Below are 24,669 nucleotides of genomic sequence, written 5' to 3'. Positions count from 1 at the left end.
AACTGTGCTTATTGTTTAATGAATGGCGTCAAAAATGCTATGAACTGTCGGTCAATAGCTGGTAAATGAGGCCAAAAGCCACTTATAGGAAGGCTTAACAAAACATTAAATGCTGGTTCCGTCCAGTCGGGCGGGATATTTCGTATCGGTTTAGAGAAAGATATGCCTTATTGAGCGGCCTTTCGGCTATGTTGGGCTGATATTGTAGTTGCCAATGGGCAGTATGGGCCGTTTTGATAGGGGGTATTGGTTTTGCACAGTATTCTTGGTAAAAGCTTATTTTGCCGTTTTAATCAGGTGGGACGTATGCGGTTTACGAGGTTGTTTATTTTTTGTTATTGTTCCCTGTCGCTGCTGCTGGTGATGGAATTGCCGGCGCAGGTGGTGCCTGATACTGCCATTAAAAAGGCAGGATTTAAAAAGCCTGATACCATCCGGCGGGCTAGTATCGACAGTTTCATCCTGAAACGGCGGGGGCTGTTAGGTAAACTGGCCCGCAACCTGCTCTCCAACAATCCTACCGGCGATGAAGTAACGGGGCCTATCAGGAATGACCTGCTTTTTAGTATCTATAATGACCGGGTCATCCGGAGTATCCAGATCGTTGGGCTGGATTTTGGTACAGCGATAACAGATACCAGTAAAACATTCAAGAGCCGGCTTACGAACCTGGCCAACGGGTTTCACCATAAAACGCGCGGGTTTGTGATAAGGAACAACCTGTTTTTTGAGGTGGGCGACCGGGTATTTCCTTATCTGTTGGCCGATAACGAGCGTCATTTGCGTGACCAGTCTTATTTGCAGGATGCGCGGATCGTGATCAGGTCATCCGACAGGAGTAATGATTCGGTGGATATTACCATCTTTACGAAGGATGTATTGTCAATTGGTGGCTCATTCAGGATGCACAATAGCCAAAGCGTGAGTGGATCGATCAGGGAAGATAACCTGGGTGGTTGGGGCGACCGTTTGCAAGGGAGTGTGTTGTATGACCAACGGCGTAAAGAACGGGTAGGGTATGGTGGGGAATTTATTAAACGGAATATTGGCGGCTCTTTCATTGATGGCTCAATAGGCTACGATAATTTTAATGATGCTTTTAATAGTGGCCGGGATGAGGAAGTAACTTTCTATGCACGCCTGATAAGACCGCTGGTAAACCCTTATTTGCGATTTACTTATGCAGCTGAAGTGGCATCACACCGCACGGAAAATATGTACCTCAATGATTCTACTTATAAAACAGATGCGCGCTACCGCTATTTTAATTATGATAGCTGGGTGGGATGGAATACGGGTGCTTATAAACTGGGTAAAGGGCAAAATGAGAACGACCGTACGCGTACGTTGCTAAGTGTTCGTTTTTTCCGGAAACAGTTTCAGGAGGTGCCGGAAGTGTTTTCCCAAGAGTATTATTATGACTATATAGACAGGATGGCTGCCTTGGGCTCTTTATCCATTTTCCGCCAGGATTTCTATAAAGTACGCTATATCTATGGTTTTGGCCGTAATGAGGACGTACCAGAGGGAATGGACATCTCGCTTACTGCGGGCTGGACAAAAACGCAGGGTAGGGAAAGGCCGTATGCCGGTATTGATTTTCAACGTTTTTTCTTTACAGAAAAGGAGCATTATTTTAATTATACTGGACGGGTAGGAGGGTACTTCAACAAGAATACGCTGGAGGATGTAGATGTGTTGTTTAACCTGGATTATTTTTCCAATTTACAAAGTCTGAGTAAGAAGTGGAAGCAACGCACTTTTGTTAGTGCCGGTATAGCGCTACAAGCCAATAAGGAATTGAATGAACCGCTGTTTCTGGAAAGCCAATTTGGACTGCCTGAATTGCGCAATACTAAAAAGATATATGGTGAGATCCGAAGCACCTTGAAGGCTGAATCTGTTTTCTTTAGTCCCTGGATGTTTATCAACTTCCGGTTTGCCCCTTTTATATTCGGGAATCTTACGCTGCTAACCCCCGAAAAGCAGGAGCTTAATAAAAGTGATCTGTACAGTAGTATTGGGGGAGGGTTGCGCAGCCGCAATGAAAGTTTGATATTTGGTACGCTTGAGTTTAAAGCTTTTTCTTTCCGCGTAAGAATTATTTTGGCGACAGCTGGCGGCTGGAAGTCAATAGCAGTGTTAAATTCAAGTACAACCGCCAATTTATTAAACGCCCCGAGTTGATCATTGCCAATTAAAGAGGTATCTCTATAGGAAAAGAGGTGGCACCTTTTCCTTTGACTACTGGAAAAGGTGTCACCTCTTTTAGAGCGCTTCGGGCAAAAAAAAGGGCGGTGTAGAAACACCACCCGTTCATCAACGATTGCTTGCCATACGAAAAAGCAGTTTATCTCATGTAACGATATAGTGGCATGCCACTATCAATAAATTGAAGGCGATGTAGAAACATCACCCGTAGGTTCAGGTATGAAAGTTGAACCGATGCAATGCAGTTACGGGTGGAGTCGAACCACCGTAGAAGGTCTTGCCAACCTTCGCCTGTCCTCTCGGCCACGTAACTCGTGTCTGTTTAAGAGCTTCTGTGCCGGTGATATACCCATTGGAGGTAATACACCCGGATAGTGTCGAAATAAGCGATCAGCAATATGGCTGCAAACAACAGCAGTATATTGAGCCATATTGCAGGATATACCAATATAAAACCTATCGTGAGGATTAATAAGCGTAAGAACTCCAGGTAATAGATCCATTGTTTCTGCTCCATAATGGCCCCGCAATTGATCAGGGTTAGCAGGATAGCCAGTGAGATCAATACTTGCTGTGTTAAGGGTATATTATGTTCAAACAGGATGAAAATAAAGAGGAGACCAATAGTTAGGCCGATCTGCCATACTACATACCTGTTCAAAGGCTTATCAAAAGGAGCATTGCTTTGGCGTATCTGGAACCGTTCTTCTGCTATTTCCCGAACTGCCGGATCTATTTGATCTGGTTTACAGAATAACAATTTCAATTTGTTCCAGCCTCCCTGGGTCCGCCGGATGGCGTAGGTAAGTTCGGCCAGAAAATGAAAGTGTTGCCAAAGGAAGCTGTAGCTTTTGACAGGATGCGTTAAGCCATATTTGATCTCAACATTATCCTCTTCTTTTTGAAAAGTGCCAAAGAGCTTATCCCAGATGATAAATACATCGCCATAATTCTTATCCAGGTACTGTTCATTGCTGGCATGGTGTACCCGGTGATGTGAAGGGGTGACTAACACATATTCGAGTATGCCAAGTTTACCGATCAGGCGGGTATGGATGAAAAACGGGTAAAGTCCATGCACCAGTAATATGCTGGTGATCATTGGCGCCGGGAACCCGAGCAGGGGTAGTACTGTCCAGAAACCGGTGCGGATGAAAGCCTGTAATACGGTAATTCTTGCCGAAACAGTATAATTAAAGTCCTCACTCTGGTGGTGTACGATATGCGCAGCCCAAAAATATTGATCTCGTGGGCAAGGCGATGATACCAATACCACATAAAATCGGTACATAACAAAAGCAATATCCATAACAGGAGGCCAGGTTTTATATCAAACAGTCCATAGTGCTTTTGTATATAGTCGTATATGAAAAAGAATAAACCAACTACCCATACATCCAGGAGGCGCTCGGCAATGCCCACGCTGATATTGGCAATAGAATGATGCAGGTTGAAGTAAGGCAGTTTTTACGCCTTGCCACCACATATTCCAATATCATGAACGAAACAAAAGAGGTACTGCAAAGGCCAGTAAGTTCAGTTTCATAGCTCGCTGTGTTGATGGAATAGCCGTGTATCTATTTCGGATCGAGTTTTATCGTGGTTTTTTTAGAAGGATCTTTGATGCTAACCTTTTGAGACCTGTATTTAGGGTGCTCAATTACCAGTGTTACCGGTAGTTGTTGCCAGGTAGAGATCACAAACACGCCATCTTTTCCGGACAGGGCTTCTTCTTCACCAGATACGATATAGACATAAGCATTTTCAACCTGCCTGCCATTGAGGCTGTGGATGATATTGCCTTCTATTTTTACGGGTTTAGACGGAAAGATATCCGATGGGTTCATGATGAGTGCTGGTACTGCAATAAACCAGCTGAAGGCGGACGTAGATTTCATGTAATTATTTTGGATAAACAAATAAGTGTGTATTCCTGTTAGGAAGTACTAACTACATCGCGCTTTTGAATTTTGTGGTAGCATCTCTGATTGTTCTGATTGCAATGATAGTGATATATATTAAGTCTACCAAAATAGTGGACTACTATTGTGTAAGTTTTTGTAAAAAGAGGAGATATGCTGGGAAGTTCGGGGAAGATGGTATTAATAATGTACGTAAATAGCTATTCCAAAGTTCGTTGAATGGTGTATTTATAGCGTTTTTATATTGCAAACGGGAGGGGGAGGCAAGTCTTTAAGGAGGGCTTTACAACCCCGTAACTACTTTTTTTTCCACTTTTTTGAGCATAGGCATAGAACTTGTATTATAAGGCGGTGACGGTTCTATTCACCACTTAAAACGCTTAAACTTATGACCACCAAGGGAAAGTTATTGGGCTTTTGCTCAATGGTATTAACTATTGCTGTCGTTTTTTTGCCTGCTCCAAGGATGATTCCATGAAAGAAGAGCCGGTGCCAGCTGGTAAACAGCAGGTTAAATTGTATCTCACGGATGATCCTGCATTGTTTGACAAAGTTCTCATTGATATTAAGAGTGTAATGGTATTAATAGATACCTGTGATAAAAACAAGGATGACGATGATCATCATGGCAATCATGACGATGATGATGACCATTGTGTAAACTGGGCTAGCCTGAATATTACACCGGGCGTATATGATCTGCTCACTTTGCGTAATGGGGCGGATACATTGCTCGCCAGCGGCATTATTCCTGAGGGCAGGATCAAAAGATCAAAATTGAGTTGGGTACTAATAATTCACTGGTAAAAGACAGTGTTACTTATCCGCTTAGTCTTTTCCCTGGTACACAGGCCAGTATTGTGTTGAAACTGAAGGGTGGGGAATGGGATGAATACCTGCCAGGCCGTAGCCAGTTGTGGCTTGATTTTGATGTGTCCAGGTCAGTAATCAGAGTAAGAGATGGTAAGTTTTACCTGTTGCCGGTGATCAAGATCTTTACTGTGAAAGCTACGGGGAGCCTGGAAGGCAAGGTTTTGCCTAAGGAAGCCTATCCTGTTGTGAGTGTGTACAATGCCCAGGATACAGGATATGCCATTCCATGGTTCAATGGAGAGTTCAAGGTAAGGGGGTTGAAGGAGGGTACGTATAATGTGTTTATCAATGCTTCGAATGGTTACCAGGACACTACCATTACGGGTGTTGAAATTCGCCGGAACAGGGAAACTGCGCTGCCTAAGATCACGCTGCATAAATAGTCAATACCATTAGATCAGATACCAATTGAAGGAAGTGGGGTTGTTTTCAACTCCACTTTTTTTATGGATAAGGGCGTAACTTTGTGGCTTAAGGACTACTATGCTGATTTACAAAGAATTTACCTTCGATTCGGCTCATTTTCTGCCCAACGTGCCGGATGGTCATAAATGCAAGGAGATGCATGGGCATACTTACCGGCTGCGGATATGGATCAAGGGGCAGCCTGACCCTCATCTGGGATGGGTTATGGACTTTGCGGTATTAAAAGCATTGTGAAGACGGTAGTAGCTGAATTGGATCATAAGTGCATGAATAATATAGCAGGGTTGGAAAACCCCACTTGTGAGCTGATAGCAGTATGGATATGGAACCGGCTCAAGCCTTTGTTGCCGGCCATGGATCACCTGGAATTACATGAAACACCTACTTCGGGTGTTATTTATAACGGAGAATAGTCCGGAAGACCGAAAGACGGAAAGTCCGAAAGGCTTTTGTACTGACTTACGGGCTTTGCTGACTTTCAGGCTTGCTCCCCGGCTTATTTCGGGTTAAGCCGGAAGTAATTATCCAATGACAAGGGCCCTCCACCTTCTACCAGGAAGAATACCAGCAATAGGAAAATAATGGTTGTGAATGGCAGTTCCGTGCCCGATGCGAATATGCCGTACTGGTTGGCCATAATGATAATGGCTGCCAGGAGGATGGGCATTTGAGTAATACGGCCCAGCGGGTGAGTAATCCGATGATGATTAAAAATCCTCCCAATAAGTGAGCCCAGGTAATGATAATGATAATGGCATCGGCAGCATTACTAAAGATGGTGCTGTACAATAATTGATGGGCATGTATGGAGTTAAACATGAAGGAAATGCCTTTGTAGATTAGGCAAAGGCCCAAGGCCACCCGGATGACTACCAGCCAGCGGGGGTGATGTACCAAGCTCCAGTTGTGGATTTGTTGAAGCGTACCCATGGCAGATTATTTTAAAAGAACGATGATATTGTCTTTATAAAGTTACGGCTATTATTCAAGCTGGTACTGCATCCGAAATTAATTTTTGCAGGCAGTTATAGCTTGTTTTTAACATTGATTTACCAACGTATACGGTATCCGAAACCGTCTTATTCACATTACATACTATTTTTATTGCTGGTACGTTTTTAGTGTTACCTATATTTGCAATCTTCTATGAACCAAACCCGGAGGCCGTAGGTACGTTGTCCTCCCTCAAAACATAATTTCACTATGAACAATAAGACCTGGTTACAGGCCACTGTGCTGTGCGTAACAGCGACTGTATGTACAACCTTATTAAGCAATTGCCAATCGACCGCTGCCGAATCTCCTGTCATTAGCAAGAATACAGCTGATACTACTGATAAAAAGCTGCTGGAGAAACACCAGCCTCTCCCACTACTTTTTGGATACAGCATTGTATGATGCCACTATGCGATCGATGGTAAATGGCGATTCAACCGGTAAATGGCCCGTGAAGGCCGATTACCCGTTGCCTGGAGCTATTTTACCTATGAAAAGGGTATTGGCCTATTATGGCAACCTGTATTCTACCAGGATGGGTATCCTGGGTGAGCTGCCTGAGCAACAGATGTTGGAGAAGTTACAGGGGGAAGTAAAACGCTGGCAGGCGGCTGATACTACAGTAGAAGTGGTTCCTGCCCTGCATTATATAGCGGTTACTGCCCAGGGAAGTCCTGGTGCGGCTGGCAAATACCGTCTCCGGATGCCCTTTAAAGAAATTGATAAGGTACTGGCCATGGCCGCCAAAATCAATGCATTGGTATTCATTGATATACAGGTAGGTTTGGGTACAGTCCAGGATGAAGTGCCGCAATTGCAGAAGTACTTCAAAATGCCGCATGTTCATTTTGGCATTGACCCCGAGTTTTCAATGAAAACGGGCGCTAAGCCCGGATCAGTGATAGGAAGCTTTGATGCCGCTGATATCAACTATGTAACGAATTACCTGGCCAGGATCGTCAAGGAAAATAACCTGCCTCCTAAGATGCTGGTGGTACACCGCTTCACACAGGCGATGGTTACTAATTATAAGCAAATTAAAATACAGCCTGAAGTTCAGATCGTTATGGACATGGATGGATGGGGCGCAAAGGCCAGGAAGATCACTACCTACAAAACCTTCATTCATAGAGAGCCAGTTCAGTTTACCGGTTTCAAGCTATTCTATAAAAATGATTTCCGGGAACCAGGTAGCCGTATCATGACGCCAGAAGAAGTATTGAGCCTGAAGCCGAAGCCCATCTATATTCAATATCAATAGTGAGTGGGGATGCGGCGGCAAACTCAGCCCAATGAGAGACAAGTTGAAAGCAACGAGCTGCGAGGGGATACAGTTGGGGGATTGTGGGTGACTGGTGAATTGTATGTAGTAAGCAGGTGTGGAGTGGGAAATGGGAGTAGGGATGTCTAATGAAAAGGAACCTGTGATTGAATTATTCTGAAGGATATCAAAAGATTTAAATAAAGGAGCCTTGCAGGTATCGATCCTGCAAGGCTCTTTGCTTTGACCGGCTGCCCCATTAAAGAGGCAGGGCCGGCTATTTTATTTTGTTACCAAACCAGCTTTTGCGGAAGGCCAGCATTTCGGCAGTAGGTGTTTGTCCCTCTTTTCGAAGGTCACAATACTGAAATAAGGATTGCCAATTAAAGTAAGGGTAGCGGTTTTCTTTTTCGCCACGGTGATCATATTCTACCTGAATAGCATCACCTGGTTTGTGTTCTTTCAGAATGGGCTCCAGGTCGGCTGTTTTTTTAACGGGTTTGCCATCCAATGTCAGGAGTTGATCATCAATATCCAGTCCGGCATTGTATAAGGGTGTTCCGATCACAGTATTAGAAGTGATGGTGAGGTTATTGCCTTCTTTCATTTGCACATAACCCAACCAGGGTTTACTTTCGTTGGCCCTTTTAAAACCAGCCCGGCTTTTTCCAGAAGGGGTTTGTAGTTAAAGGATTCATGACCGGTTACGTATTTGCTGAAAAAGTCGGCTGAAAATTTCTTGTCGCCGGTAACATTTGCCAGTACGTCTTCCAGTCCGGGAATGGTATAAGGCACTGCTGTTTTGCCAAACTTTTTCCAGAGGGCGGTCATGTAGTTGTCCAGTGTAAGGTTGCTGAAGCGGGTACGCAATTCAAGCTCCAGTGCCAGGGCTACTGCTCCCCCATATGGATAGTAAGATGTATACATATTGGCATAATTGTTCTTATCAATGGCGGTACCAGCATCTACAAAAACAGCATGGCGGCTCATTTCGGCCGGGGAGAATCTTTTGGCGCCGGCGCTGTTTTCTTTGGTATTGATAAGGCCTGCCAGGGAAGGCAGGAACTCATCTACGGTTTGTAAGTTTGAGCGGGTCATAAGCAGGTCGCCATAATATTGGGTAAACCCCTCTGCGCACCAAAGCTCATTGCTCATGTTGCTTTTTCAAAATTGAAAGGCTCCAGTGTTTTGGGGCGTATGCGTTCTACATTCCAGCAATGGAAAAATTCATGGGAGAATACATCCAGGAGGTAATTGTTGCCATCAAAATTGGCCGGGATGCTAATCATGGTAGAGTTACGGTGTTCCATACCATCGCCTTTCACCCAGGGATTGATGCTGGCTATAAAGGTATATATGCCGTAATCATAGGCCGGTACTTCACCAAAAACAGTCTGTGCTTCTTCGGTTATGGTTTGTACTTTACGGGCAAAAGCGGTAGCGCCAGAGTCGGTGGCTTTGGCTTCCATGGCCAATCTGAATAGGTATTCCTTACCATCCGCATTTTTAAGTTTCCATTCTTTCCAGATAAGGTCGCCAATCTTGGTGGGACTATCCATAAAATACTGTAATCCGGGTGCTGTAAACAGGGTAGGATTGCCTTCTACAGGTTTTAATTGGGTGGCAATGGTCCATTTTTTGCCTTCGGGGATATCGAACTTGATATCGATAGGGGCTTTTTCAAGTCCTTTTACCCACATAAAAACAGCAGGCATATTGAAGTGAATGTTTGTTTGGTCAATACCCGCATAAGTTCCGTCGGGGTGATTGGCATAGAGGGTATATTCTACGCGTACATAGCCATCCTGACGGGATACCTCGTATACGTCGCCATCGATGCGATTGATGGTAAGCGGTTTGCCTGCCCGGTCAAATGCCTTTACATCATACACGTTTTTACCAAATTCGTGGGTGGCATAGCGGCCGGGCGAAGAACGGCTCATGCGGAAGGTGGCATTCCTTTGGGGAATGTCGGTAGCGATCAGGGTGATCTTAGCTTCATGGTGTGCAATATTGGGAAAGGAAACAATATAGCTTACCTTTTGGGCCAGTACGACAGATATTGACGATAAACAGAGCGATAGCAACAGGAGTTTCTTCATTTTGAGCGTTTATAGGTGGACAAGATAGATAATATTTGACAGGATGGGCTCCGGTGAGCCCTACCAGATTGTAGTAAATTAGCGATCAAATTAAGTTGATATGACGGAACGTGAACATCAATTTATGCAGACGGCTATTGAGCTGGCTCGCCAAGGCATGCATGCAGGGCATGGAGGGCCTTTTGGGTGTGTGATAGTGAAGGGTAATGAAATTGTGGGGCAGGGCTGTAATGCGGTTACCTCCAGCAATGATCCAACGGCGCATGCTGAGGTAGTGGCTATCCGGGATGCCTGTCGGCATTTGCAGGTGTACCAGCTTACGGGTTGCGAATTATATACTTCGTGTGAACCTTGCCCTATGTGTATGGGAGCTATTTACTGGGCCAGGCCCGATAAAGTATTTTTGGCGGTACCCGGTTTGATGCTGCTTTTGCAGGGTTTGATGACTCATTTATATATGAAGAGTTGACTGTGCCGGTGGCAGACAGGCGAATACCCTTGGTAAACCTGGACAGAAAGGAGGCGGTGAAATTGTTTGAAGAATGGCTACAGAAACCGGATAAGGTGAAGTATTAAAGACTAGCTGCGAGCTTTGAGCTACGAGCTGCGAGGTAGTAAGAAGGCGAAGCGGCTTCCAATGGGCAGTGATTTGTGAGAATTGTGAGCGGTCAGTTGTGAGGGTAGCTTAATGGGGGTAATCAGCAGGAAATGCCTATTGTTGGAGTTTTTTGATAACGATATAACCCAGGATGATGAGTAGTAATATCAGGAAGATGGCGAGGTAGGTCCAGGGTTGTTCCTGGATCTTACGACGTTCGCGGCGTTGTTTCTTATGCTTTATGTATTGATTCAATTCTTTGTTCAGCTGGTCAACATAGACATTGAGGTCCTTTTGGCAGAAAAGTCCTGTAAGCCTTCCATGGCTTCATTAGCAAAGTCATTATCAGCCATCCAGCGCTCTACTTCATTTTTATCCTTCTCAGACAGCTTGCCTGCCAGGTAATCCATCAGCTTCTGGTTGTCGATGTCCTTGTTACTGTTTGATAATATGTTTAACAAGTCATGATTCATGGCATTGATGCGGTGTATAGCATTGTTTGATCAGCGATTAAGTTTCTTGTCCAATAATATTTTCAGGTTCCTTTTACCATTCTGAATATAGCTTTTAACCTTCATCATGGGATAGCCTGTTTTGTTGGCTATTTCCTGGTAGGATCGCTTTTCCAGGTAAAACAAAGTTACGCACAGTTTCTGCTCGTTGCTAAGTTCACGAAGGCTTTCGTCCATTAATTCCAATTGGCGGTCTTTTTCCAGGTGTAATTTGACGCCTTCCTCTTCTACGGGAGTAACGGCCATTTGCTCCTTGATCTCGGTTTGGCGGCCTGGTTTATCGCGTAGATACATGAGGCAATGGTTTTTGCCACCATGTATAGCCAGGATTTGAAGTATTCTACGCGGTATTTATGCAGTTCGGTAATGGCTTTGAGGAAGATCTGTTGAACACTGTCCTTGGCTTCCTCCTCATTTTTCAGGTATTTCATGCACACTCCCAATAACAGGAGGGTGTATCGCTGTAGGAGCACTCCCAACCAGTAGTTGTTATGGTCGGCATAAAAGCGATCCAATAGTTCCTGGTCGGTTATATGTGCATATTGGTCTGGTTTCACCGGGGGAAATTAGCTATTTTCTTGTAGTAAGATGCAGGAGCTGGGATTTTTCATAAAAGTTAACGGGTTAATTAGTTAGGAGGTAGGAAAAGGGAGGGCTTTTTTGTTTCTTTGTTTAAAATTTGGAATAGCCTATGTCATTCGTAGTATGTTGTGTTCCTGTAAGCCCTTTGCGGGCCGAATCGAGCCATAGAAGTGAAATGATCAGCCAGCTATTGTTAGGGGAAGCGGGGAGTTATTGGAGGAGACGGAGAATTTTGTTAAGCTGCGCTGCTTGCATGATGGTTACGAAGGCTGGTGTCAGCGTAACCAGGTAGTGATTGAGGAAGTACTACCAGGGCATACGGATAATGGTTTGTATGTGGGCGACTGGATGGATAAAGTGTTGATCAATGGGGTAGTGGCTTGGGTGCCGATGGGAGCCCCTGTATTGGCGCCAGCACAGGAAGTAATACAGGCGGGGCCTTATAAACTTCAATATACCACGGGAAGCGCCTGGCAGGTTGCGGGGGCGGTACCAACACCGGAAAGTGTTAAGGCCAGGGCCGAGCGATTTTTAAATACGCCTTATTTATGGGGTGGCCGCAGTGTTTTTGGCATTGATTGCAGTGGGTATTGCCAGTTGGTATTCCGTTTTTCAATATTCCCTTGTTACGGGATGCTTACCTGCAGGCTACGCAGGGTGAACATATTGGGTTTTTACAGGAAGTACATGGGGGCGACCTGGCATTTTTTGACAATGCCGAAGGACGGATCATTCATGTAGGCATATTGCTGAATGAATCGGAGATCATTCATGCTTCTGGTAAAGTTCGGATAGATAAGATAGACAATGCGGGTATTGTGAATACGGATACTGGCCAACGTACGCATCGGTTGAGGATGATTAAGCGATTTTTTTAGACGTGAATCGGCAATCGGCAATCTCTTACTTCGAGGGGACGCGTTCGTTAATTCATGCTTAGACGGGACAAGCAGCGTATCTTTTGCTTTGAATATAATAGAAATGGGCCCAAGGTAGGATACCGCTGGGCCCATTTCTATTATTAATGCCTGCTTATTTGGTAAGCAGCTTGGGCAAAAATTCTCTTTATAAGTATTGATGGCATCCTGTACTACTTTCAGGGCCATGGATTTGTCGCCAAACTCTTCAACTACCACGGTTTTATTCTCTAGTTTTTTATATTCCTCAAAGAAATGGCGCAATTCTTCAAAGAAGTGACGGGGCAATTCTTCAATATTGTTGTAATGGTTAACACCGGGGTCGTTGGCGGCTACGGCAATGATCTTGTCATCGGCATCGCCGCTGTCCACCATTTGCATTACGCCAACCACCTTGGCTTCCATAAGGCAAAGTGCCTGTACGGGTAAAGAAGTAATAACAAGGATGTCCAGGGGATCCTTGTCATCGCCATAGGTTTGGGGATGAAGCCATAATTACAGGGATAATAGAAGGACGAATATATTACGCGGTCCAGTTTGAGCAAACCGCTATCCTTGTCAATTTCATATTTGGCTCTCGAGCCCTGTGGAATTTCAATCACTGCATTTACGATACGGGGGCATTGGCACCATAGGGCACTCCATGCCAGGGATGAGAAATTGTTGTGGTCATGCTGATTACAAATTAATGTTGTACAAAGAATTGATAGCTGTTAATCAGGCGATGGCAATCGTTGGGGGTGCAAGTACAGGTATCATCCCGGGAGGATGATCTGCAGCTATTGCATTTTGATCACGGATTTGAGGTCTACCAACCATTCATTATCGACCCTTACGATCCGTATGGTAGTAGTATCTGTCGGATGAAAGGAGTTGTTGTATTTGTAGTTGGTAACGGAATCATTTACCGGCTGAATTTCTATGGGAAGGATGCTGGCCTCACCAAAGGAATGCTTGTCCTCATTGGTCATTTTCTGGTAATTGGATTGCTGCTTTTTGAGCAGGGTAAGGTTGTCATCGTCTTTCAGGAGGTAGAATTTGGCTTTTTCGTAATTGCCATCCAGGGAGGCGCGGATAAACTGGCGGCCTGCATCCTGGGCATCTTCGGCTTTCTCGTAACCGGTGCTGCCCGAGCAAGCTGCGAATGTTACAGTCAGGGCTATAATGGTGAGCTGTTTGATCATAAAGCAAAAGTAAAGGTTTCGGGATGAAAATGCTACGGGGAGGCCCTGGAACAGGGGGTAAAGGCAGTTTTTTGGGAATCAGTCAGGATAATATAATCTGAATATGGCCTGGATATGGACTAAATATAGAGCTACAGGCTACCTAATAGCAAGGTAAAGACTAGGAATATCGCTATAAGGTCGCTGTAAGGTCGCTATAACGTCGCTATAATATCACTAAAGGACGCTTTAATAGCGCTATGGGTGCCTGGGCAAAGGGAGGTGGCATCCTGCCCGGAGTGGGCGGTATACCCTGTTTGGAGGTCCATTTGGGCAGTATTGGGCATTGGCCTATTCATGGTTTTAAAGATACGAAAAAGCCCAGGCAAGAAGGCCTGGGCTGCTTTAAAAATATTTATCTGGAATTACCCTTCTGTATTGGGTCTTTCGTCCGCAAATTTATTATTGCGGTTTCCCCTCCAGTTGCCGGGTGTGTACTCGGGTGGTGGGTTTTCCTTCTGGTCCTTGTCATAGGCCTTGATAATGGCTTTCACGAGGCGGTGGCGCACCACATCTTCCTCATCCAGTTCAATATGGGCGATGCCGTCAATATTGCGCAGGATACGTACGGCTTTTTCGAGGCCACTGCGTTGGTTTTTGGGAAGGTCAATCTGGGTCATATCGCCGGTAATGATGGCTTTGGCATTGGCACCGATGCGGGTCAGGAACATCTTGATCTGTAAATCGGTGGCATTTTGGGCTTCATCCAGGATAATGAATGCATTATCGAGGGTACGGCCACGCATGTAAGCCAGGGGTGCGATCTCAATTACGCGGGTACTCATATAATAGCCCAGCTTATCGGCAGGTATCATATCGTCGAGTGCATCGTATAAAGGACGCAGGTAGGGATCGATCTTCTCCTTAAGGTCACCGGGCAGGAAGCCAAGGCTTTCGCCTGCTTCTACAGCGGGCCGGGTGAGGATGATCTTTTTAACCAACTTGTTTTTCAATGCCCTTACAGCGAGGGCTACTGCGGTATAGGTTTTACCGGTACCGGCAGGGCCAATGGCAAAGACGACGTCATTTTTTCTGCTTCGTGCACCAGTTTTTCTGGTTCACGGTGCGGGCACGAACGGTTTTCCCATTGGGGCCAAATACGAGGACATCATTGGGGTTGCGTTCAATAAAATTGTCAACGGTTTCCGCATCATCTCCACCGAGTATTTGCTCAAAATAGTTTTGACTCATGTGGCCATTTCGTTGGAGGTATTGAACGATGAGGTCAATCTTCTCTTTGGCATTGTCCACCTGTTCGGGTGAGCCGCTTAATTTAAGTTGTGTACCGCGGGAAAGAATTTTTAATAGCGGGAATCTCTTTTGAGGATATCTAATTTACCGTTGTTTACACCGAAAAACTCAATGGGGTTTACGGCGTCCAGGCTGATAATAGTTTCTGTCAATGCACTTCAATTTAAGTTCACAAAAGTGTACCGATTAGTTTCGATACTGCTAACCCTTCCAGCTATTCCAAATATAATTTTTGAAACAGCTACAAAGCAAAGTTACTTATTAACAAGGTGTGGAAATCACAGGTTAAAGGATTTAACAGAATTGGGTGATGTATTCACCGATTAAAAAATTGAATGGATTTTGGTGATGCAAATGGATTGTATCTTATTGAAATTACAAACTTCTTGATCAACATGCACTTATTGCTACTTTATGTTTTTGTAAAGCAATTTGTGCAGTTAATATCAAACATTTGCTGACAGTATTTGTTTGGTATCTTTTTGAAAGTGATTAACTATTGGAAACCGGGTTTCCATTGGCTACCGAATAAATCTTTTTATGCCTGTTACTACTGATACGACTGAAAAGCATAGACTTAGTCATCCAGCATGTAAATCGCAAATGATGCCTGTACAGGATGCGCTGGATATTTTGCATGGCAAATGGAAACTGTTGATCCTGATGTCGCTGTCAACAGGCCCCATGCGTTTTAAGGAAATACAAAGGCAGGTGGAAGGTATTACGGCTAAAATGCTTTCCAAGGAGTTAAAAGATTTGGAGATCAATGAGCTGGTGGAAAGAACGGTATATGATACAACCCCTGTAGCGGTAGAATATTCAAGAACAGCTTATGGTAATAGCCTGAAAAAGGTAATTGATGAATTGCATGCCTGGGGTGTACAGCACCGCAAGCGGGTGATGAGGAAGAGTAGTTGAGTGCAGGATGCAGTTTTTAGGTATTAGCATGTAGCCATGGGCCGGAGGGGGTGGTATGATAACCATACCGTTTTATTCCTCTTTTTTGAGGCTACGAAGGAGTTCTCCATAGCTCCATTTACGAGAAAGGCCATTAAGGGTTTGGGCTATGCGTTTGGTTTTGGTGGCTTCTGTTTTTGCGCTTTCAATCCATTTACTGAAATAGCCCTGGTGAGATTTGGCCAGGGAATTAAAAAAGCAAGGGCCTGTGGCTCATCGGCCAGGCATTCCATTAATTCGGGTGATAATTGCTGGGGTGTCTTATCTTCCTGTAATTGTACCTTGAGCATGGCACCTTTGCGTTTTTGGTGCCTTTGCGCATTTCGGCATTAATGGGCATCAAAAAACTACCACCTCCATGTGGCAATAAGGCTACGTTCTTAATGGAGTGATCATCCAACTTCCCTTTCACCCGAAAGCTTTTCTTCCAGCCTGGTTTCAGCTGGTTGGCCATATCGGGTGGGATGATAATATAGGTCCACCTGGTTTTATCACCTTGTTCAGCAAATTGCAATATTGTGGTCGTGAATTGCACCATGGGTGTAGCCGGCAATCTTCAATTCAGCATTGTTGATTGTGCAATATACTTACCAAAGTGCAGAAAACATCCGGTGACTGTTATGTATTGTATAACAGGAGAATAGGCCTTATATACTGCGGAGTTCTTCTTCTATCTGGTCGTGGAACTGGGCTTCGGTATCCATGATCCAACGGGGAACTGATTGAGGAACGATTTTCCAATTGCCTTCTTCTTTTTGCATGCGAAAGAGGATGCGGTTGCCGCGGTCGTCCACCACATCAACGGTAAAAATGCCTTCATTAACACCGCCCAGTTTTCTGAAATTAAACTCTCGCAGGCGGCCTTCTACTTTCAGCAGTTTGGTGAACTGAATATTTTTAACGAATTGGATGCGCATATACTTCTATTAAACGATTTTGAGTTATCAATTCTCATGCTACACTTTGTCAAAACTTTCTTAATAACCGAAAAAGTTTTGCACAGAGGGAATAGCTGTTAGCTTTCAGGTATTAGCTTTTAGCCGGTAGTGACTGGCTAATGAATCTAAAAGGTTAAGGTAAAGTTGAGGGGATAGTTTTTCTGCGGCGGATATAGGTGAATTTCTGCAAAGGTAGGTATTAAATTCCGTTTGAGGGGTGGGTAAAAAATAACCCCCATCCTGCTGATGCGGGATGGGGGCTTTATAAATGGCCTTTTGGCGATTAATACCTGTAATGCTCGGGTTTGAAAGGACCTGCTTGAGGAATACCGAGGTAGTCGGCTTGTGCATCGGTCAGTTCATCCAGTTCAACACCGATCTTTTGAGGTGTAAACGGGCAACTTTCTCATCAAGGATCTTAGGCAACACATATACTTTGTTCTCGTATTTGTCGGTGTTGGTCCAAAGTTCCAGCTGAGCCAGGGTTTGGTTGGTGAAAGAGTTACTCATTACAAAGCTGGGGTGACCGGTACCGCAACCGAGGTTAACGAGGCGGCCTTCAGCCAGGATAATGATGTCTTTACCATCTACATTGTAGATATCAACCTGTGGCTTGATGGTGTCTTTGGTATGACCATAGTTGGTATTCATCCAAGCCATGTCGATCTCGATGTCGAAGTGGCCAATGTTACAAACGATGGTTTTATCTTTCATTGCACGGAAGTGCTTTTCTGTGATCAGGTCGCGACAGCCGGAAGCAGTAACTACGATATCGGCTTCTTTTACTGCATCGATCATTTTCTTTACTTCAAAGCCGTCCATAGCAGCCTGGAGGGCGCAGATGGGGTCGATCTCTGTTACGATCACGCGGCAACCGGCGCCAGCCAATGAAGCGGCAGAACCTTTACCAACATCGCCATAGCTACCTACAACGGCTATTTTACCAGCCAGCATTACATCGGTAGCGCGGCGGATAGAATCAACGAGTGATTCTTTACAACCGTATTTGTTATCGAATTTGCTCTTGGTTACAGAGTCGTTTACGTTGAAAGCGGGGATCGGCAAAGTGCCTTTGGCCATTCTTTCATACAGGCGGTGAACGCCGGTAGTGGTTTCTTCGCTGAGACCTTTGATATGTTGTACCAGCTCGGGATATTTGTCGAATACGATGTTGGTAAGATCGCCACCATCATCGAGGATCATATTCAGGGGGCGGTCAGCAGCGCCAAAAACAGGGTTTGCTCAATACACCAATCAGCCTCTTCGAGGGTTTGTCCCTTCCAGGCATAAACACCGATTCCGGCGGCAGCAATGGCAGCAGCGGCATGGTCTTGGGTAGAGAAGATATTGCAAGAGCTCCATTTTACCTCGGCGCCAAGGGCGATCAGGGTTTCAATGAGCACAGCAGTTTGAATGGTCATGTGTAAACAACCAGCTATCCGGGCACCTTTCAGTGGCTGAGAAGGTCCATATTCTGCCCGCAGGGACATTAAGCCAGGCATTTCTGCTTCTGCCAGACGAATTTCTTTGCGGCCCCATTCAGCTAAGCTGATATCTTTTACCTTATAGGGTAAGGAGAAATCAATGTTTTTTGAGATAGTTGACATATTATTTTATTATTTCAGGCCGCAAAGCTACAATTTAGGGTTGTAATGGCCAAGTATGAGCGTTGGGAATACGGCTGCGCGCTAGAGCGAATACAGTTGAGTAGGTGAGTAGTGGGTGGTGTGTTTGGAGGCTGAAATCAATCCAATGAGTTTGAGATCACAGAGGTGTATCGTTTGGAAGGCAATTCTGACCCTGCGGATGAAGCGGTAGTATATGCTATTGAATCCAGGCAAGGGGAGAAAGGTGTCCTGGTGGATGGATTTGGGCCCAGTTCCGATACTGCCAGCGAAGCAATGGTTGAAAAGCTGGCAGTCCGGCGTCCGGCTTAATGCTTTGAGATATCAGCTACAGTCTTCTTTTCCAATAATTTAAGGGTTGCATCGCGCACCTGGATCATAGAATCATGGAGACCGCATTGCTTTTCATCGCAATTCTTGCAACGTTCATAAAAATAGAGGCTTACGCAAGGTAGCATGGCAATGGGGCCGTCTATGAGGCGCATAATTTTTGCCATAGATACTTCTTTAGGGGCTACCTTAAAAAGTAACCTCCTCCTTTCCCTTTTTACTTTCAAGTATGCCTGCTTTTTAAGTTCCAGCAGGATATTCTCCAGGAATTTTAAAGGAATCTTTTTCTTTTTGGCTATTTCTGCAATGAGTACGGGCTGATTATCTTTTTTTCAGCCATGTACATCAAGGCTTTAAAAGCATATTGGGCCTTTTTAGAAAGCATGTGACGATTTGATTTGGCGGCGAGAAAGTTAGAATATTTTTTTGAATGACCAAGAACTTATACCAGTTTATGTTCATAGATATATTTAATAAGACCGATTACGTTGTTAGTCCTGGTTTTACGAAGAATGTTTTTGCGGTGTGTTTCAACGGTCCGTTCACTGATGCCAAGCTGGCCTGCGATCTGTTTGTTATTAAATTCCCGTTCGATTAGGCGGATAACTTCTAGTTCGCGATAGGTAAGGGGCGTATTTTCCGCTGTACCTTCTAGCTGCTTTTTCATACTATCAGATTAATTTTCAGGTGACAAAGGTTAATGGTCAACCGGTATATGATACCGGTAATATATGTTAAAGAATAGATGACAATGGTTACAGTAAGGTTGTCTGAAGGGGCACAATAAAAGGAAGCAGGTTCTTTTTCCCGGATAAAGGTAAGGCGGTGGAATAGGATAACCCATAAAAGGGATGTATAGGGCCAGAATAGGGTAATGGCTTGATCAGCCATGAAAGAAAACTTCATGCAGCACATTTTGGTTAAGCCCCGAAAAATTACATCAATTGTTCAACAGCCCGAAATAAAACTTGGTCAAATTGCTTGCGCCAGATCAAATTCCCAAAACATCGCTCATGGTGTAAATTCCTTGCTTATTATAGAGGAATTCTGCTGCCAGTACAGCACCGATAGCAAATCCTTTCCGGTTGTGGGCCGTATGCTTGATCTCGATATCGTCGATGGCGGAAGTATAAGTAATAATATGCGTTCCGGGTGCCGGATCTATCCGTTCGCTGATGATGGATAGGTTTTCGGGATGGGTAGTTTGCTGGTTAACCCATTGTTTTTTTCCAGTATTGATGTCCAGTATTTGTTCGGCCAGGGTAATGGCTGTTCCACTGGGGGCATCTTTTTTTTTTGTGTATGGTGCACTTCTGTAAGCGATACGTCGTATTCCTTATGGGGCGCCATGAGTTCGGCCAGGCGTTTATTCAGGGCAAAGAAAATGTTTACGCCAACGCTAAAGTTGCTGGCGTACAATAGGGCGCCTTTATGAGTGAGGCAAAAATTGGCAGCTTGTTCATAGCGGGCCAACCATCCGGTAGAACCACAAACTACGGGTACGCCGGCTTCCACACAACGTACTACGTTTTCAAAAGCACTTTCGGGACCGGTAAATTCGATGGCTGCATCGGCCTTACGGATATTGTCAATGGTATTGTCTTCCAGGTTTTCAATACCTACCCTAAGCACAATTTCATGGCCACGTTGAAGTGCTATTTCTTCGATGGCTTTTCCCATTTTCCCGTAACCGATGAGCGCAATTTTCATGTGGAATATTTTGGAGAATACAGCATTTAGAAGGAATACATAAAATATTTCCCTGAAGATGACCTTCAGGGGAAGGTTTAGCTTCTGACTGCTGACTTTTTTACCGCAGCGAAGATATTGTTTTTGGCTGATTTTTACCGACGGTGAATACTAAACTCAGACCGGGTACATTGCCAGACAGGATGGTGGGCTTTACGTGGAAGGAGAGATCGTCGCTTACGTCAAAATCTTTCAGGTGTGCATCTACCGTAGCGTCTACCACATTGAGGCCCCATAATAGTAATCCGAATAGGATGGCATAGTCTCTATTGCGGCGAAACTCATTGCGGTAATTGATGAGTGAATTGGTGCCATTGGCACTTTTTACGAGTGGCAGGAGTTGTGGATCCACTTTGTCCAGGAATACGGGCAATCTATTGTCAAGTGCTGCTACTTTTACGGCATACCGGGTGCGGTTGTACCATTCCTGGTTGTAATACACCAGGTAGGCGGGTATGCCAATACCTGCTGCAACGAGGGGTAGTTTCCAGTATTTTTGTTGTACACCTGTCCCCAGCCGGGAATGATGGCCGAACGGAGAGCGGCTTTGCGGGGGCTATGTTTTGACTTGGCAAGTGTGTCTTTGATCTTGGTGGTATCGATCTTTGAAGGGCGTTCTTCTTTTATTTTACCCGTGGTTGCATTTATTTCCAGGACTGGTTTGGAAACGGTAATAGTATCCTTGGGCCGTTGTGCCGGGACCAACAGGGGCATGATGATGACAACTGTAATAACAAGAAATACTCTGATCATGCAAAAGATACTTAGTTGGCAGTAACACCAATGGCATCCAATATTTTATTCAGGTCCTGGATGGAGTAATACTCAATGGAAATGCTACCGTGTCCTGTTTTGTTGTGATTGAGTTTTACTTTGGTGCTAAAATGCGACGCTAAATTATCTTCAATTTTCTTGTAAGCAGGTGGCAGAGAGGCTTTTACCGAATTTTTAACAGCCAGTGGGCTTTTGTACAGTCTACGTACCAATTCTTCGGTTTGTCTTACAGAAAGATCTTTGCTTTTGATCTCATTGTAGATAAAGAGTTGTTTGTCTACTGTATCTACATTGATAATAGCCCGGGCGTGGCCCATACTGATGATACTGGTGCGTACTGCTACCTGAATATCGGGAGGTAATTTGAGTAAACGAATGTAATTGGCTACGGTGCTTCTTTCTTTGCCCATGCGCTCAGCAACCTGTTCCTGGGTTTGGTTCAGTTCTTCCATCATTCGCTTATAGCTAAGGGCAATTTCCATAGCGTTGAGGTCTTCACGCTGGAGGTTTTCCAATAAAGCCAGTTCCAGCAATTGCTGGTCATTGGCCTGGCGTATATAAGCAGGTACATCTACAAGGCCCGCCAGTTTGAGGCTCTCCAGCGGCGCTCGCCCGATATGAGCCTGTATTTGCCATTGGGGAGTGAAGAAACGGTAATGGGTTGTACCAGGTCGTGCATTTTGATGGAGGCCGACAGTTCATTGAGGGCTGTTTCATCAAAGTCACGGCGTGGCTGTTTGGGATTGGGTTCTATATTTTCTACAGGAATGCGCTGCATGGTGGTCACTTGTTCTACCACTTGTGTTTTGAGGCTGCTACCTGTTGTATTCTTCAGGTCGGAATCAATGCTTTGCAACAGGGAACGGATTCCTTTTCCCAATAACTCTTTATTATTACCCTTTTCTTTTGACATTGTTTATTTTTTAGCTGCGGCTCCCGCTTGGGCGGGACAAGTTTTGAGCTGCAAGCTGCGAGCGATAACCCGTAGCTAACAGCCCGGAGGCCGCCGCTTATTCTAATATTCTTTCTTCCTGTTTAATTTTCGTCATATCATTCTTTTGCAGGATCTCTTTGGCCAGGTTGAGGTAGTTCATGGCTCCTTTGCTTTGGCCATCGTACAGGATCACTGGCTTGCCTACGCTGGGGGCTTCGCTGATACGGCTGTTGCGATGAATGATGGTGTTGAATACCATTTCATCAAAATGTTTGCGTACTTCATTTACCACCTGGTTGCACAGGCGCAAGCGGCCATCATACATGGTCATCAGGATGCCTTCGATCATCAGTTCGGTATTCAGCCTGCTTTGCACTATTTTAATGGTATTGAGTAATTTACCCAATCCTTCCAGGGCGAAGAATTCAGTTTGTACGGGAACGATCACGGAGTCGGAAGCTACCAGGGCATTCACGGTAATGAGGCCCAGGGAAGGAGAACAGTCGATGATCACAAAATCATAATCGTTCTTTACAGGCTCCAGGATACCTTTTAATACGCCTTCGCGATTGGGGTAATTGATCATTTCAATTTCGGCCCCTACGAGGTCGATATGTGAAGGGATCACATCGAGATTGGGTACATCTGATTTTAAGATCACATCTTTTGCCAGGGTACCATTTACCATGCAATCGTACAGGCTTTGTTGAATGTTGTGCAGGTCGAAGCCTACACCAGTGGTGCTATTGGCCTGAGGATCTGCATCTACCAACAGGGTCCTGAATTCCAGTACGGCCAGGCTGGCAGCCACATTGATAGCTGAAGTGGTTTTACCTACACCGCCCTTTGATTGGCTACTCCAATTACTCGCGCCATTGTTTTTAATAAGGTTGTTTTACGTGAATCGCTAATTCCCGCTTTAGCGGGACAAGCTGTGAATCGGCAATCGTTGCTGGTCGTTTGATCCCCAGTCTGTTTCGGGCGCCATAATAAAGAATAATCATTAACTAATAATTACTGATTATTGCTTTTGCTAATAAACGCTTTATAATAGATCAATAGTATCACCGATTTTTACCAGTTTCAGCTCCGCGCCGGCGTCAGCAAATGTTTTGATGGCCTGCTCATGGTCAATTTTTATATACCCGAAAGTGTCATAATGAACGCCAATAATGGTCTGGCAATTTACTATACGTGCGCATTCAGCCGCGTCAGCAGCATCCATGGTAAAGTTGTCACCAATCGGTAAGATGGCAAAATTTAGTTTTGCCCAACGGGGTATCAATTGCATGTCGAGCGTGAGGGCGGTATCGCCACTATAATAAAAATTTCCTTCATCTGTATAGATGATGAATCCCATGGGGTTACCGCCATAGCTACCATCTGGCAAACCGGAAGAATGTTGTGCCACCACACATTTTACAGTAAAAGGGCCAAAACGCCATTTACCGCCGGTATTCATCTGGTGTACATTGGTTATGCCTTGTTTTTGGAGCCATTCACCAATTTCCCAGTTACAGATCACCTGGGCGCCGGTGCGGGAGGCTACCCGCACACAATCGGCCGTATGATCGGCATGGCCGTGGGAAAGCAGGATATAATCTGCCTCTATTTGATCAACATCTATAATATTGTTAGCCAATTCGTTATACGTAATAAAGGGATCGAACAACAGTTTCTTACCTTTTATGGTTACCGAGAAACAGGAATGGCCGTAATAGGTTAATTTCATAGTTTACACTAATTAAACGAATTACACGAATTAATTGAATTGATCCAATACACGAATTGAATAAATTACAGGATATTTCAAAAGGACGGCAAAAATACGTTTTCGGTGTAAGAAATAACAACCAAAAACCTTCTAAGCTGTTAATGCTTTAACATGAGTGAGTTTTATACTATTATTTCCGGCACAAACAGGGTGGGTAGCAATACTATAAAAGTGGCCCAACATTACCGGGATCTGTTAGAAAGCCACGGAATTAACACCAGGCTGGTTTCGCTGGAAGGCTGGAAATCGGTAGATAGAACGCCGGAATATGTTCAATTAGAGCAAGAGGTATTGATCCCTTCCAAGAAATTCATTTTTGTAGTTCCTGAATACAATGGCAGTATTCCCGGGGTATTGAAAGTGATGCTGGATATTTCGGACTATAAAAGGTTTGGTGGGGTAAAAGGCGCTTTTGACCGGGGTGGCGCTGGGGCGGTCGGGCAATCAACGTGGGCTGGACCATTTAACAAGCATCCTGCACTACCTGAAGGTTGTTGTATATCACAATAAACTGCCCATTTCGTCTGTGGATAAGTTACTGAATGGCGCCGGTGTTATTCATGATAAGGGTACTTTGGATGCCATTCAGGCACAGGTTGATGAATTTATAAGCTTTTAGAGAAAACCGGAAAGCCGGGAAGATAGAAAGGCCGGAAGGCTGAAGGAATGGAAGAAGTGAGTGGCCGGTGTAGAGCCTAAAAAAATTACTACGCA

32 protein-coding genes and 6 pseudogenes are annotated in these 24,669 nt (G+C 44.7%); 11 read left to right on the top strand and 27 right to left on the bottom strand.

Annotated elements, in window-relative coordinates; genetic code table 11:
- The first annotated feature begins 306 nt into the window (after nucleotides 1-306).
- On the top strand, nucleotides 307-2,187 hold the full coding sequence (locus RS881_RS48610; protein WP_315817417.1) for a BamA/TamA family outer membrane protein: 1,881 nt from the start codon (nucleotides 307-309) through the stop codon (nucleotides 2,185-2,187).
- Nucleotides 2,188-2,533: 346 nt separating this feature from the next.
- Here RS881_RS48610 and RS881_RS48605 read toward each other — a convergent pair whose 3' ends face one another.
- Both RS881_RS48605 and RS881_RS48600 read right to left on the bottom strand, forming a co-directional pair.
- Nucleotides 2,534-3,502: a sterol desaturase family protein gene (locus RS881_RS48605; RefSeq protein WP_315817416.1), complete on the bottom strand. Its 969-nt coding sequence runs from the start codon at nucleotides 3,500-3,502 to the stop codon at nucleotides 2,534-2,536.
- Nucleotides 3,503-3,788: 286 nt separating this feature from the next.
- Nucleotides 3,789-4,109: a hypothetical protein gene (locus RS881_RS48600; protein WP_315817415.1), complete on the bottom strand. Its 321-nt coding sequence runs from the start codon at nucleotides 4,107-4,109 to the stop codon at nucleotides 3,789-3,791.
- Between the two features lie 498 nt (nucleotides 4,110-4,607).
- Here RS881_RS48600 and RS881_RS48595 point away from each other — a divergent pair, with 498 nt between their 5' ends.
- The 3 genes and pseudogenes from RS881_RS48595 to queD all read left to right on the top strand — a co-directional run bounded on the left by RS881_RS48595 (nucleotide 4,608) and on the right by queD (nucleotide 5,845).
- A complete protein-coding gene (locus RS881_RS48595; RefSeq protein WP_315817414.1) occupies nucleotides 4,608-4,940 on the top strand; it encodes a DUF4382 domain-containing protein in 333 nt (110 codons plus the stop codon).
- Nucleotides 4,916-5,389: a hypothetical protein gene (locus RS881_RS48590; RefSeq protein WP_315817413.1), complete on the top strand. Its 474-nt coding sequence runs from the start codon at nucleotides 4,916-4,918 to the stop codon at nucleotides 5,387-5,389. Before RS881_RS48595 ends, RS881_RS48590 begins: the two co-directional genes overlap by 25 nt.
- Nucleotides 5,390-5,489: 100 nt before the next feature.
- Nucleotides 5,490-5,845, top strand: a pseudogene (gene queD / locus RS881_RS48585) (6-carboxytetrahydropterin synthase QueD).
- Nucleotides 5,846-5,981: 136 nt separating this feature from the next.
- Here queD and RS881_RS48580 read toward each other — a convergent pair.
- Nucleotides 5,982-6,362, bottom strand: a complete 381-nt coding sequence (locus RS881_RS48580; RefSeq protein WP_315817412.1) for a DoxX family protein — start codon at nucleotides 6,360-6,362, stop codon at nucleotides 5,982-5,984.
- 448 nt (nucleotides 6,363-6,810) lie between these two features.
- Between RS881_RS48580 and RS881_RS48575 the strand changes: the two genes are divergently transcribed.
- Nucleotides 6,811-7,689, top strand: coding sequence for a hypothetical protein (locus RS881_RS48575; RefSeq protein ID WP_315817411.1), 879 nt, complete (start codon nucleotides 6,811-6,813; stop codon nucleotides 7,687-7,689).
- 277 nt (nucleotides 7,690-7,966) lie between these two features.
- On the opposite strand, the gene RS881_RS48570 is transcribed toward RS881_RS48575, so the two are convergent.
- Complete coding sequence (locus RS881_RS48570; RefSeq protein ID WP_315824854.1) at nucleotides 7,967-8,302, bottom strand: PDZ domain-containing protein; 336 nt, start codon at nucleotides 8,300-8,302, stop codon at nucleotides 7,967-7,969.
- Nucleotides 8,293-9,791, bottom strand: a pseudogene (locus RS881_RS48565) (M61 family metallopeptidase). The gene RS881_RS48570 and the pseudogene RS881_RS48565 overlap by 10 nt, the downstream one beginning before the upstream one ends.
- Before the next feature lie 100 nt (nucleotides 9,792-9,891).
- Between RS881_RS48565 and RS881_RS48560 the strand changes: the two are divergent.
- Nucleotides 9,892-10,260: a nucleoside deaminase gene (locus RS881_RS48560; protein ID WP_315817410.1), complete on the top strand. Its 369-nt coding sequence runs from the start codon at nucleotides 9,892-9,894 to the stop codon at nucleotides 10,258-10,260.
- A gap of 243 nt (nucleotides 10,261-10,503) precedes the next feature.
- On the opposite strand, the gene RS881_RS48555 is transcribed toward RS881_RS48560, so the two are convergent.
- Genes RS881_RS48555 through RS881_RS48540 form a run of 4 tightly spaced genes read right to left on the bottom strand, consistent with a single transcriptional unit; the run spans nucleotide 10,504 to nucleotide 11,458 of the window.
- On the bottom strand, nucleotides 10,504-10,644 hold the full coding sequence (locus tag RS881_RS48555) for a hypothetical protein (protein ID WP_315817409.1): 141 nt from the start codon (nucleotides 10,642-10,644) through the stop codon (nucleotides 10,504-10,506).
- Between the two features lie 8 nt (nucleotides 10,645-10,652).
- Nucleotides 10,653-10,862: a hypothetical protein gene (locus RS881_RS48550; protein ID WP_315817408.1), complete on the bottom strand. Its 210-nt coding sequence runs from the start codon at nucleotides 10,860-10,862 to the stop codon at nucleotides 10,653-10,655.
- Between the two features lie 30 nt (nucleotides 10,863-10,892).
- Nucleotides 10,893-11,147 (bottom strand): sigma factor-like helix-turn-helix DNA-binding protein, encoded by a 255-nt coding sequence (locus tag RS881_RS48545; RefSeq protein WP_315817407.1) that lies wholly within the window; start codon nucleotides 11,145-11,147, stop codon nucleotides 10,893-10,895.
- Nucleotides 11,129-11,458, bottom strand: a complete 330-nt coding sequence (locus RS881_RS48540) for an RNA polymerase sigma factor (protein ID WP_315817406.1) — start codon at nucleotides 11,456-11,458, stop codon at nucleotides 11,129-11,131. The genes RS881_RS48545 and RS881_RS48540 overlap by 19 nt, the downstream gene beginning before the upstream one ends.
- A 274-nt stretch (nucleotides 11,459-11,732) precedes the next feature.
- On the opposite strand from RS881_RS48540, the gene RS881_RS48535 reads away from it, so the two are divergent.
- The gene (locus RS881_RS48535; protein WP_315817405.1) at nucleotides 11,733-12,224 is read left to right on the top strand and encodes an NlpC/P60 family protein; all 492 of its coding nucleotides are present in this window, start codon (nucleotides 11,733-11,735) and stop codon (nucleotides 12,222-12,224) included.
- On the top strand, nucleotides 12,107-12,361 hold the full coding sequence (locus tag RS881_RS60975; RefSeq protein WP_350340032.1) for a C40 family peptidase: 255 nt from the start codon (nucleotides 12,107-12,109) through the stop codon (nucleotides 12,359-12,361). The genes RS881_RS48535 and RS881_RS60975 overlap by 118 nt, the downstream gene beginning before the upstream one ends.
- Before the next feature lie 246 nt (nucleotides 12,362-12,607).
- Here RS881_RS60975 and RS881_RS60970 read toward each other — a convergent pair.
- From RS881_RS60970 to RS881_RS62055, 4 genes and pseudogenes are all read right to left on the bottom strand, one after another.
- Nucleotides 12,608-13,002, bottom strand: a pseudogene (locus tag RS881_RS60970) (inorganic diphosphatase); the annotation flags it as partial.
- 177 nt (nucleotides 13,003-13,179) lie between these two features.
- The gene (locus tag RS881_RS48525) at nucleotides 13,180-13,584 is read right to left on the bottom strand and encodes a hypothetical protein (RefSeq protein ID WP_315817404.1); all 405 of its coding nucleotides are present in this window, start codon (nucleotides 13,582-13,584) and stop codon (nucleotides 13,180-13,182) included.
- Between the two features lie 404 nt (nucleotides 13,585-13,988).
- Complete coding sequence (locus tag RS881_RS62060) at nucleotides 13,989-14,633, bottom strand: PhoH family protein (RefSeq protein ID WP_315824853.1); 645 nt, start codon at nucleotides 14,631-14,633, stop codon at nucleotides 13,989-13,991.
- Between the two features lie 13 nt (nucleotides 14,634-14,646).
- The gene (locus RS881_RS62055; RefSeq protein WP_315817403.1) at nucleotides 14,647-14,874 is read right to left on the bottom strand and encodes a hypothetical protein; all 228 of its coding nucleotides are present in this window, start codon (nucleotides 14,872-14,874) and stop codon (nucleotides 14,647-14,649) included.
- Nucleotides 14,875-15,477: 603 nt separating this feature from the next.
- Here RS881_RS62055 and RS881_RS48510 point away from each other — a divergent pair.
- Complete coding sequence (locus RS881_RS48510; protein WP_315817402.1) at nucleotides 15,478-15,792, top strand: winged helix-turn-helix transcriptional regulator; 315 nt, start codon at nucleotides 15,478-15,480, stop codon at nucleotides 15,790-15,792.
- 72 nt (nucleotides 15,793-15,864) lie between these two features.
- Here the strand turns inward: RS881_RS48510 and RS881_RS48505 are convergent, their stop codons facing one another.
- The 5 genes and pseudogenes from RS881_RS48505 to RS881_RS62050 all read right to left on the bottom strand — a co-directional run bounded on the left by RS881_RS48505 (nucleotide 15,865) and on the right by RS881_RS62050 (nucleotide 18,376).
- A complete protein-coding gene (locus RS881_RS48505; RefSeq protein WP_315824852.1) occupies nucleotides 15,865-15,981 on the bottom strand; it encodes a hypothetical protein in 117 nt (38 codons plus the stop codon).
- Nucleotides 15,982-16,063: 82 nt separating this feature from the next.
- Nucleotides 16,064-16,369 (bottom strand): DUF1905 domain-containing protein, encoded by a 306-nt coding sequence (locus RS881_RS48500; RefSeq protein WP_315817401.1) that lies wholly within the window; start codon nucleotides 16,367-16,369, stop codon nucleotides 16,064-16,066.
- Between the two features lie 109 nt (nucleotides 16,370-16,478).
- On the bottom strand, nucleotides 16,479-16,748 hold the full coding sequence (locus RS881_RS48495; RefSeq protein WP_315817400.1) for a hypothetical protein: 270 nt from the start codon (nucleotides 16,746-16,748) through the stop codon (nucleotides 16,479-16,481).
- A gap of 304 nt (nucleotides 16,749-17,052) precedes the next feature.
- Nucleotides 17,053-17,972 (bottom strand): annotated as a pseudogene (locus RS881_RS48490) (adenosylhomocysteinase).
- 2 nt (nucleotides 17,973-17,974) lie between these two features.
- Entirely contained in the window at nucleotides 17,975-18,376 is a 402-nt protein-coding gene (locus tag RS881_RS62050) for an adenosylhomocysteinase (protein ID WP_425476327.1), read from the bottom strand.
- Between the two features lie 174 nt (nucleotides 18,377-18,550).
- Here RS881_RS62050 and RS881_RS48485 point away from each other — a divergent pair, with 174 nt between their 5' ends.
- Nucleotides 18,551-18,706, top strand: a complete 156-nt coding sequence (locus RS881_RS48485; RefSeq protein ID WP_315817399.1) for a hypothetical protein — start codon at nucleotides 18,551-18,553, stop codon at nucleotides 18,704-18,706.
- On the opposite strand, the gene RS881_RS48480 is transcribed toward RS881_RS48485, so the two are convergent.
- The 9 genes and pseudogenes from RS881_RS48480 to RS881_RS48440 form a co-directional block, all read right to left on the bottom strand.
- Nucleotides 18,703-19,005 (bottom strand): RrF2 family transcriptional regulator, encoded by a 303-nt coding sequence (locus RS881_RS48480; protein ID WP_315824851.1) that lies wholly within the window; start codon nucleotides 19,003-19,005, stop codon nucleotides 18,703-18,705. The genes RS881_RS48485 and RS881_RS48480 overlap by 4 nt on opposite strands.
- A 161-nt stretch (nucleotides 19,006-19,166) precedes the next feature.
- Nucleotides 19,167-19,391, bottom strand: a complete 225-nt coding sequence (locus RS881_RS48475) for a response regulator transcription factor (RefSeq protein ID WP_315817398.1) — start codon at nucleotides 19,389-19,391, stop codon at nucleotides 19,167-19,169.
- Nucleotides 19,392-19,715: 324 nt separating this feature from the next.
- The gene (locus tag RS881_RS48470) at nucleotides 19,716-19,964 is read right to left on the bottom strand and encodes a dihydrodipicolinate reductase C-terminal domain-containing protein (RefSeq protein ID WP_315824850.1); all 249 of its coding nucleotides are present in this window, start codon (nucleotides 19,962-19,964) and stop codon (nucleotides 19,716-19,718) included.
- Nucleotides 19,886-20,434 (bottom strand): 4-hydroxy-tetrahydrodipicolinate reductase, encoded by a 549-nt coding sequence (locus tag RS881_RS48465; RefSeq protein ID WP_315817397.1) that lies wholly within the window; start codon nucleotides 20,432-20,434, stop codon nucleotides 19,886-19,888. The genes RS881_RS48470 and RS881_RS48465 overlap by 79 nt, the downstream gene beginning before the upstream one ends.
- Before the next feature lie 100 nt (nucleotides 20,435-20,534).
- A pseudogene (locus RS881_RS48460) lies at nucleotides 20,535-21,187 on the bottom strand (DUF5683 domain-containing protein).
- Between the two features lie 50 nt (nucleotides 21,188-21,237).
- Complete coding sequence (locus RS881_RS48455) at nucleotides 21,238-21,459, bottom strand: hypothetical protein (RefSeq protein ID WP_484557609.1); 222 nt, start codon at nucleotides 21,457-21,459, stop codon at nucleotides 21,238-21,240.
- A 45-nt stretch (nucleotides 21,460-21,504) separates the two neighbouring features.
- Nucleotides 21,505-21,980, bottom strand: a pseudogene (locus tag RS881_RS48450) (ParB N-terminal domain-containing protein); the annotation flags it as partial.
- Between the two features lie 277 nt (nucleotides 21,981-22,257).
- Nucleotides 22,258-22,992, bottom strand: coding sequence for a ParA family protein (locus tag RS881_RS48445; protein ID WP_315817396.1), 735 nt, complete (start codon nucleotides 22,990-22,992; stop codon nucleotides 22,258-22,260).
- A gap of 234 nt (nucleotides 22,993-23,226) precedes the next feature.
- Nucleotides 23,227-23,913, bottom strand: coding sequence for a metal-dependent hydrolase (locus RS881_RS48440; protein WP_315817395.1), 687 nt, complete (start codon nucleotides 23,911-23,913; stop codon nucleotides 23,227-23,229).
- 153 nt (nucleotides 23,914-24,066) lie between these two features.
- Here RS881_RS48440 and RS881_RS48435 point away from each other — a divergent pair, with 153 nt between their 5' ends.
- The gene (locus RS881_RS48435; protein ID WP_315817394.1) at nucleotides 24,067-24,465 is read left to right on the top strand and encodes an NADPH-dependent FMN reductase; all 399 of its coding nucleotides are present in this window, start codon (nucleotides 24,067-24,069) and stop codon (nucleotides 24,463-24,465) included.
- The last annotated feature ends 204 nt before the right edge of the window (nucleotides 24,466-24,669 follow it).

The organism is Paraflavitalea speifideaquila (assembly GCF_032395985.1).
GTDB classification, from domain to species: domain Bacteria; phylum Bacteroidota; class Bacteroidia; order Chitinophagales; family Chitinophagaceae; genus Paraflavitalea; species Paraflavitalea speifideaquila.
This window is presented reverse-complemented; position numbering and strand designations above follow the sequence as displayed.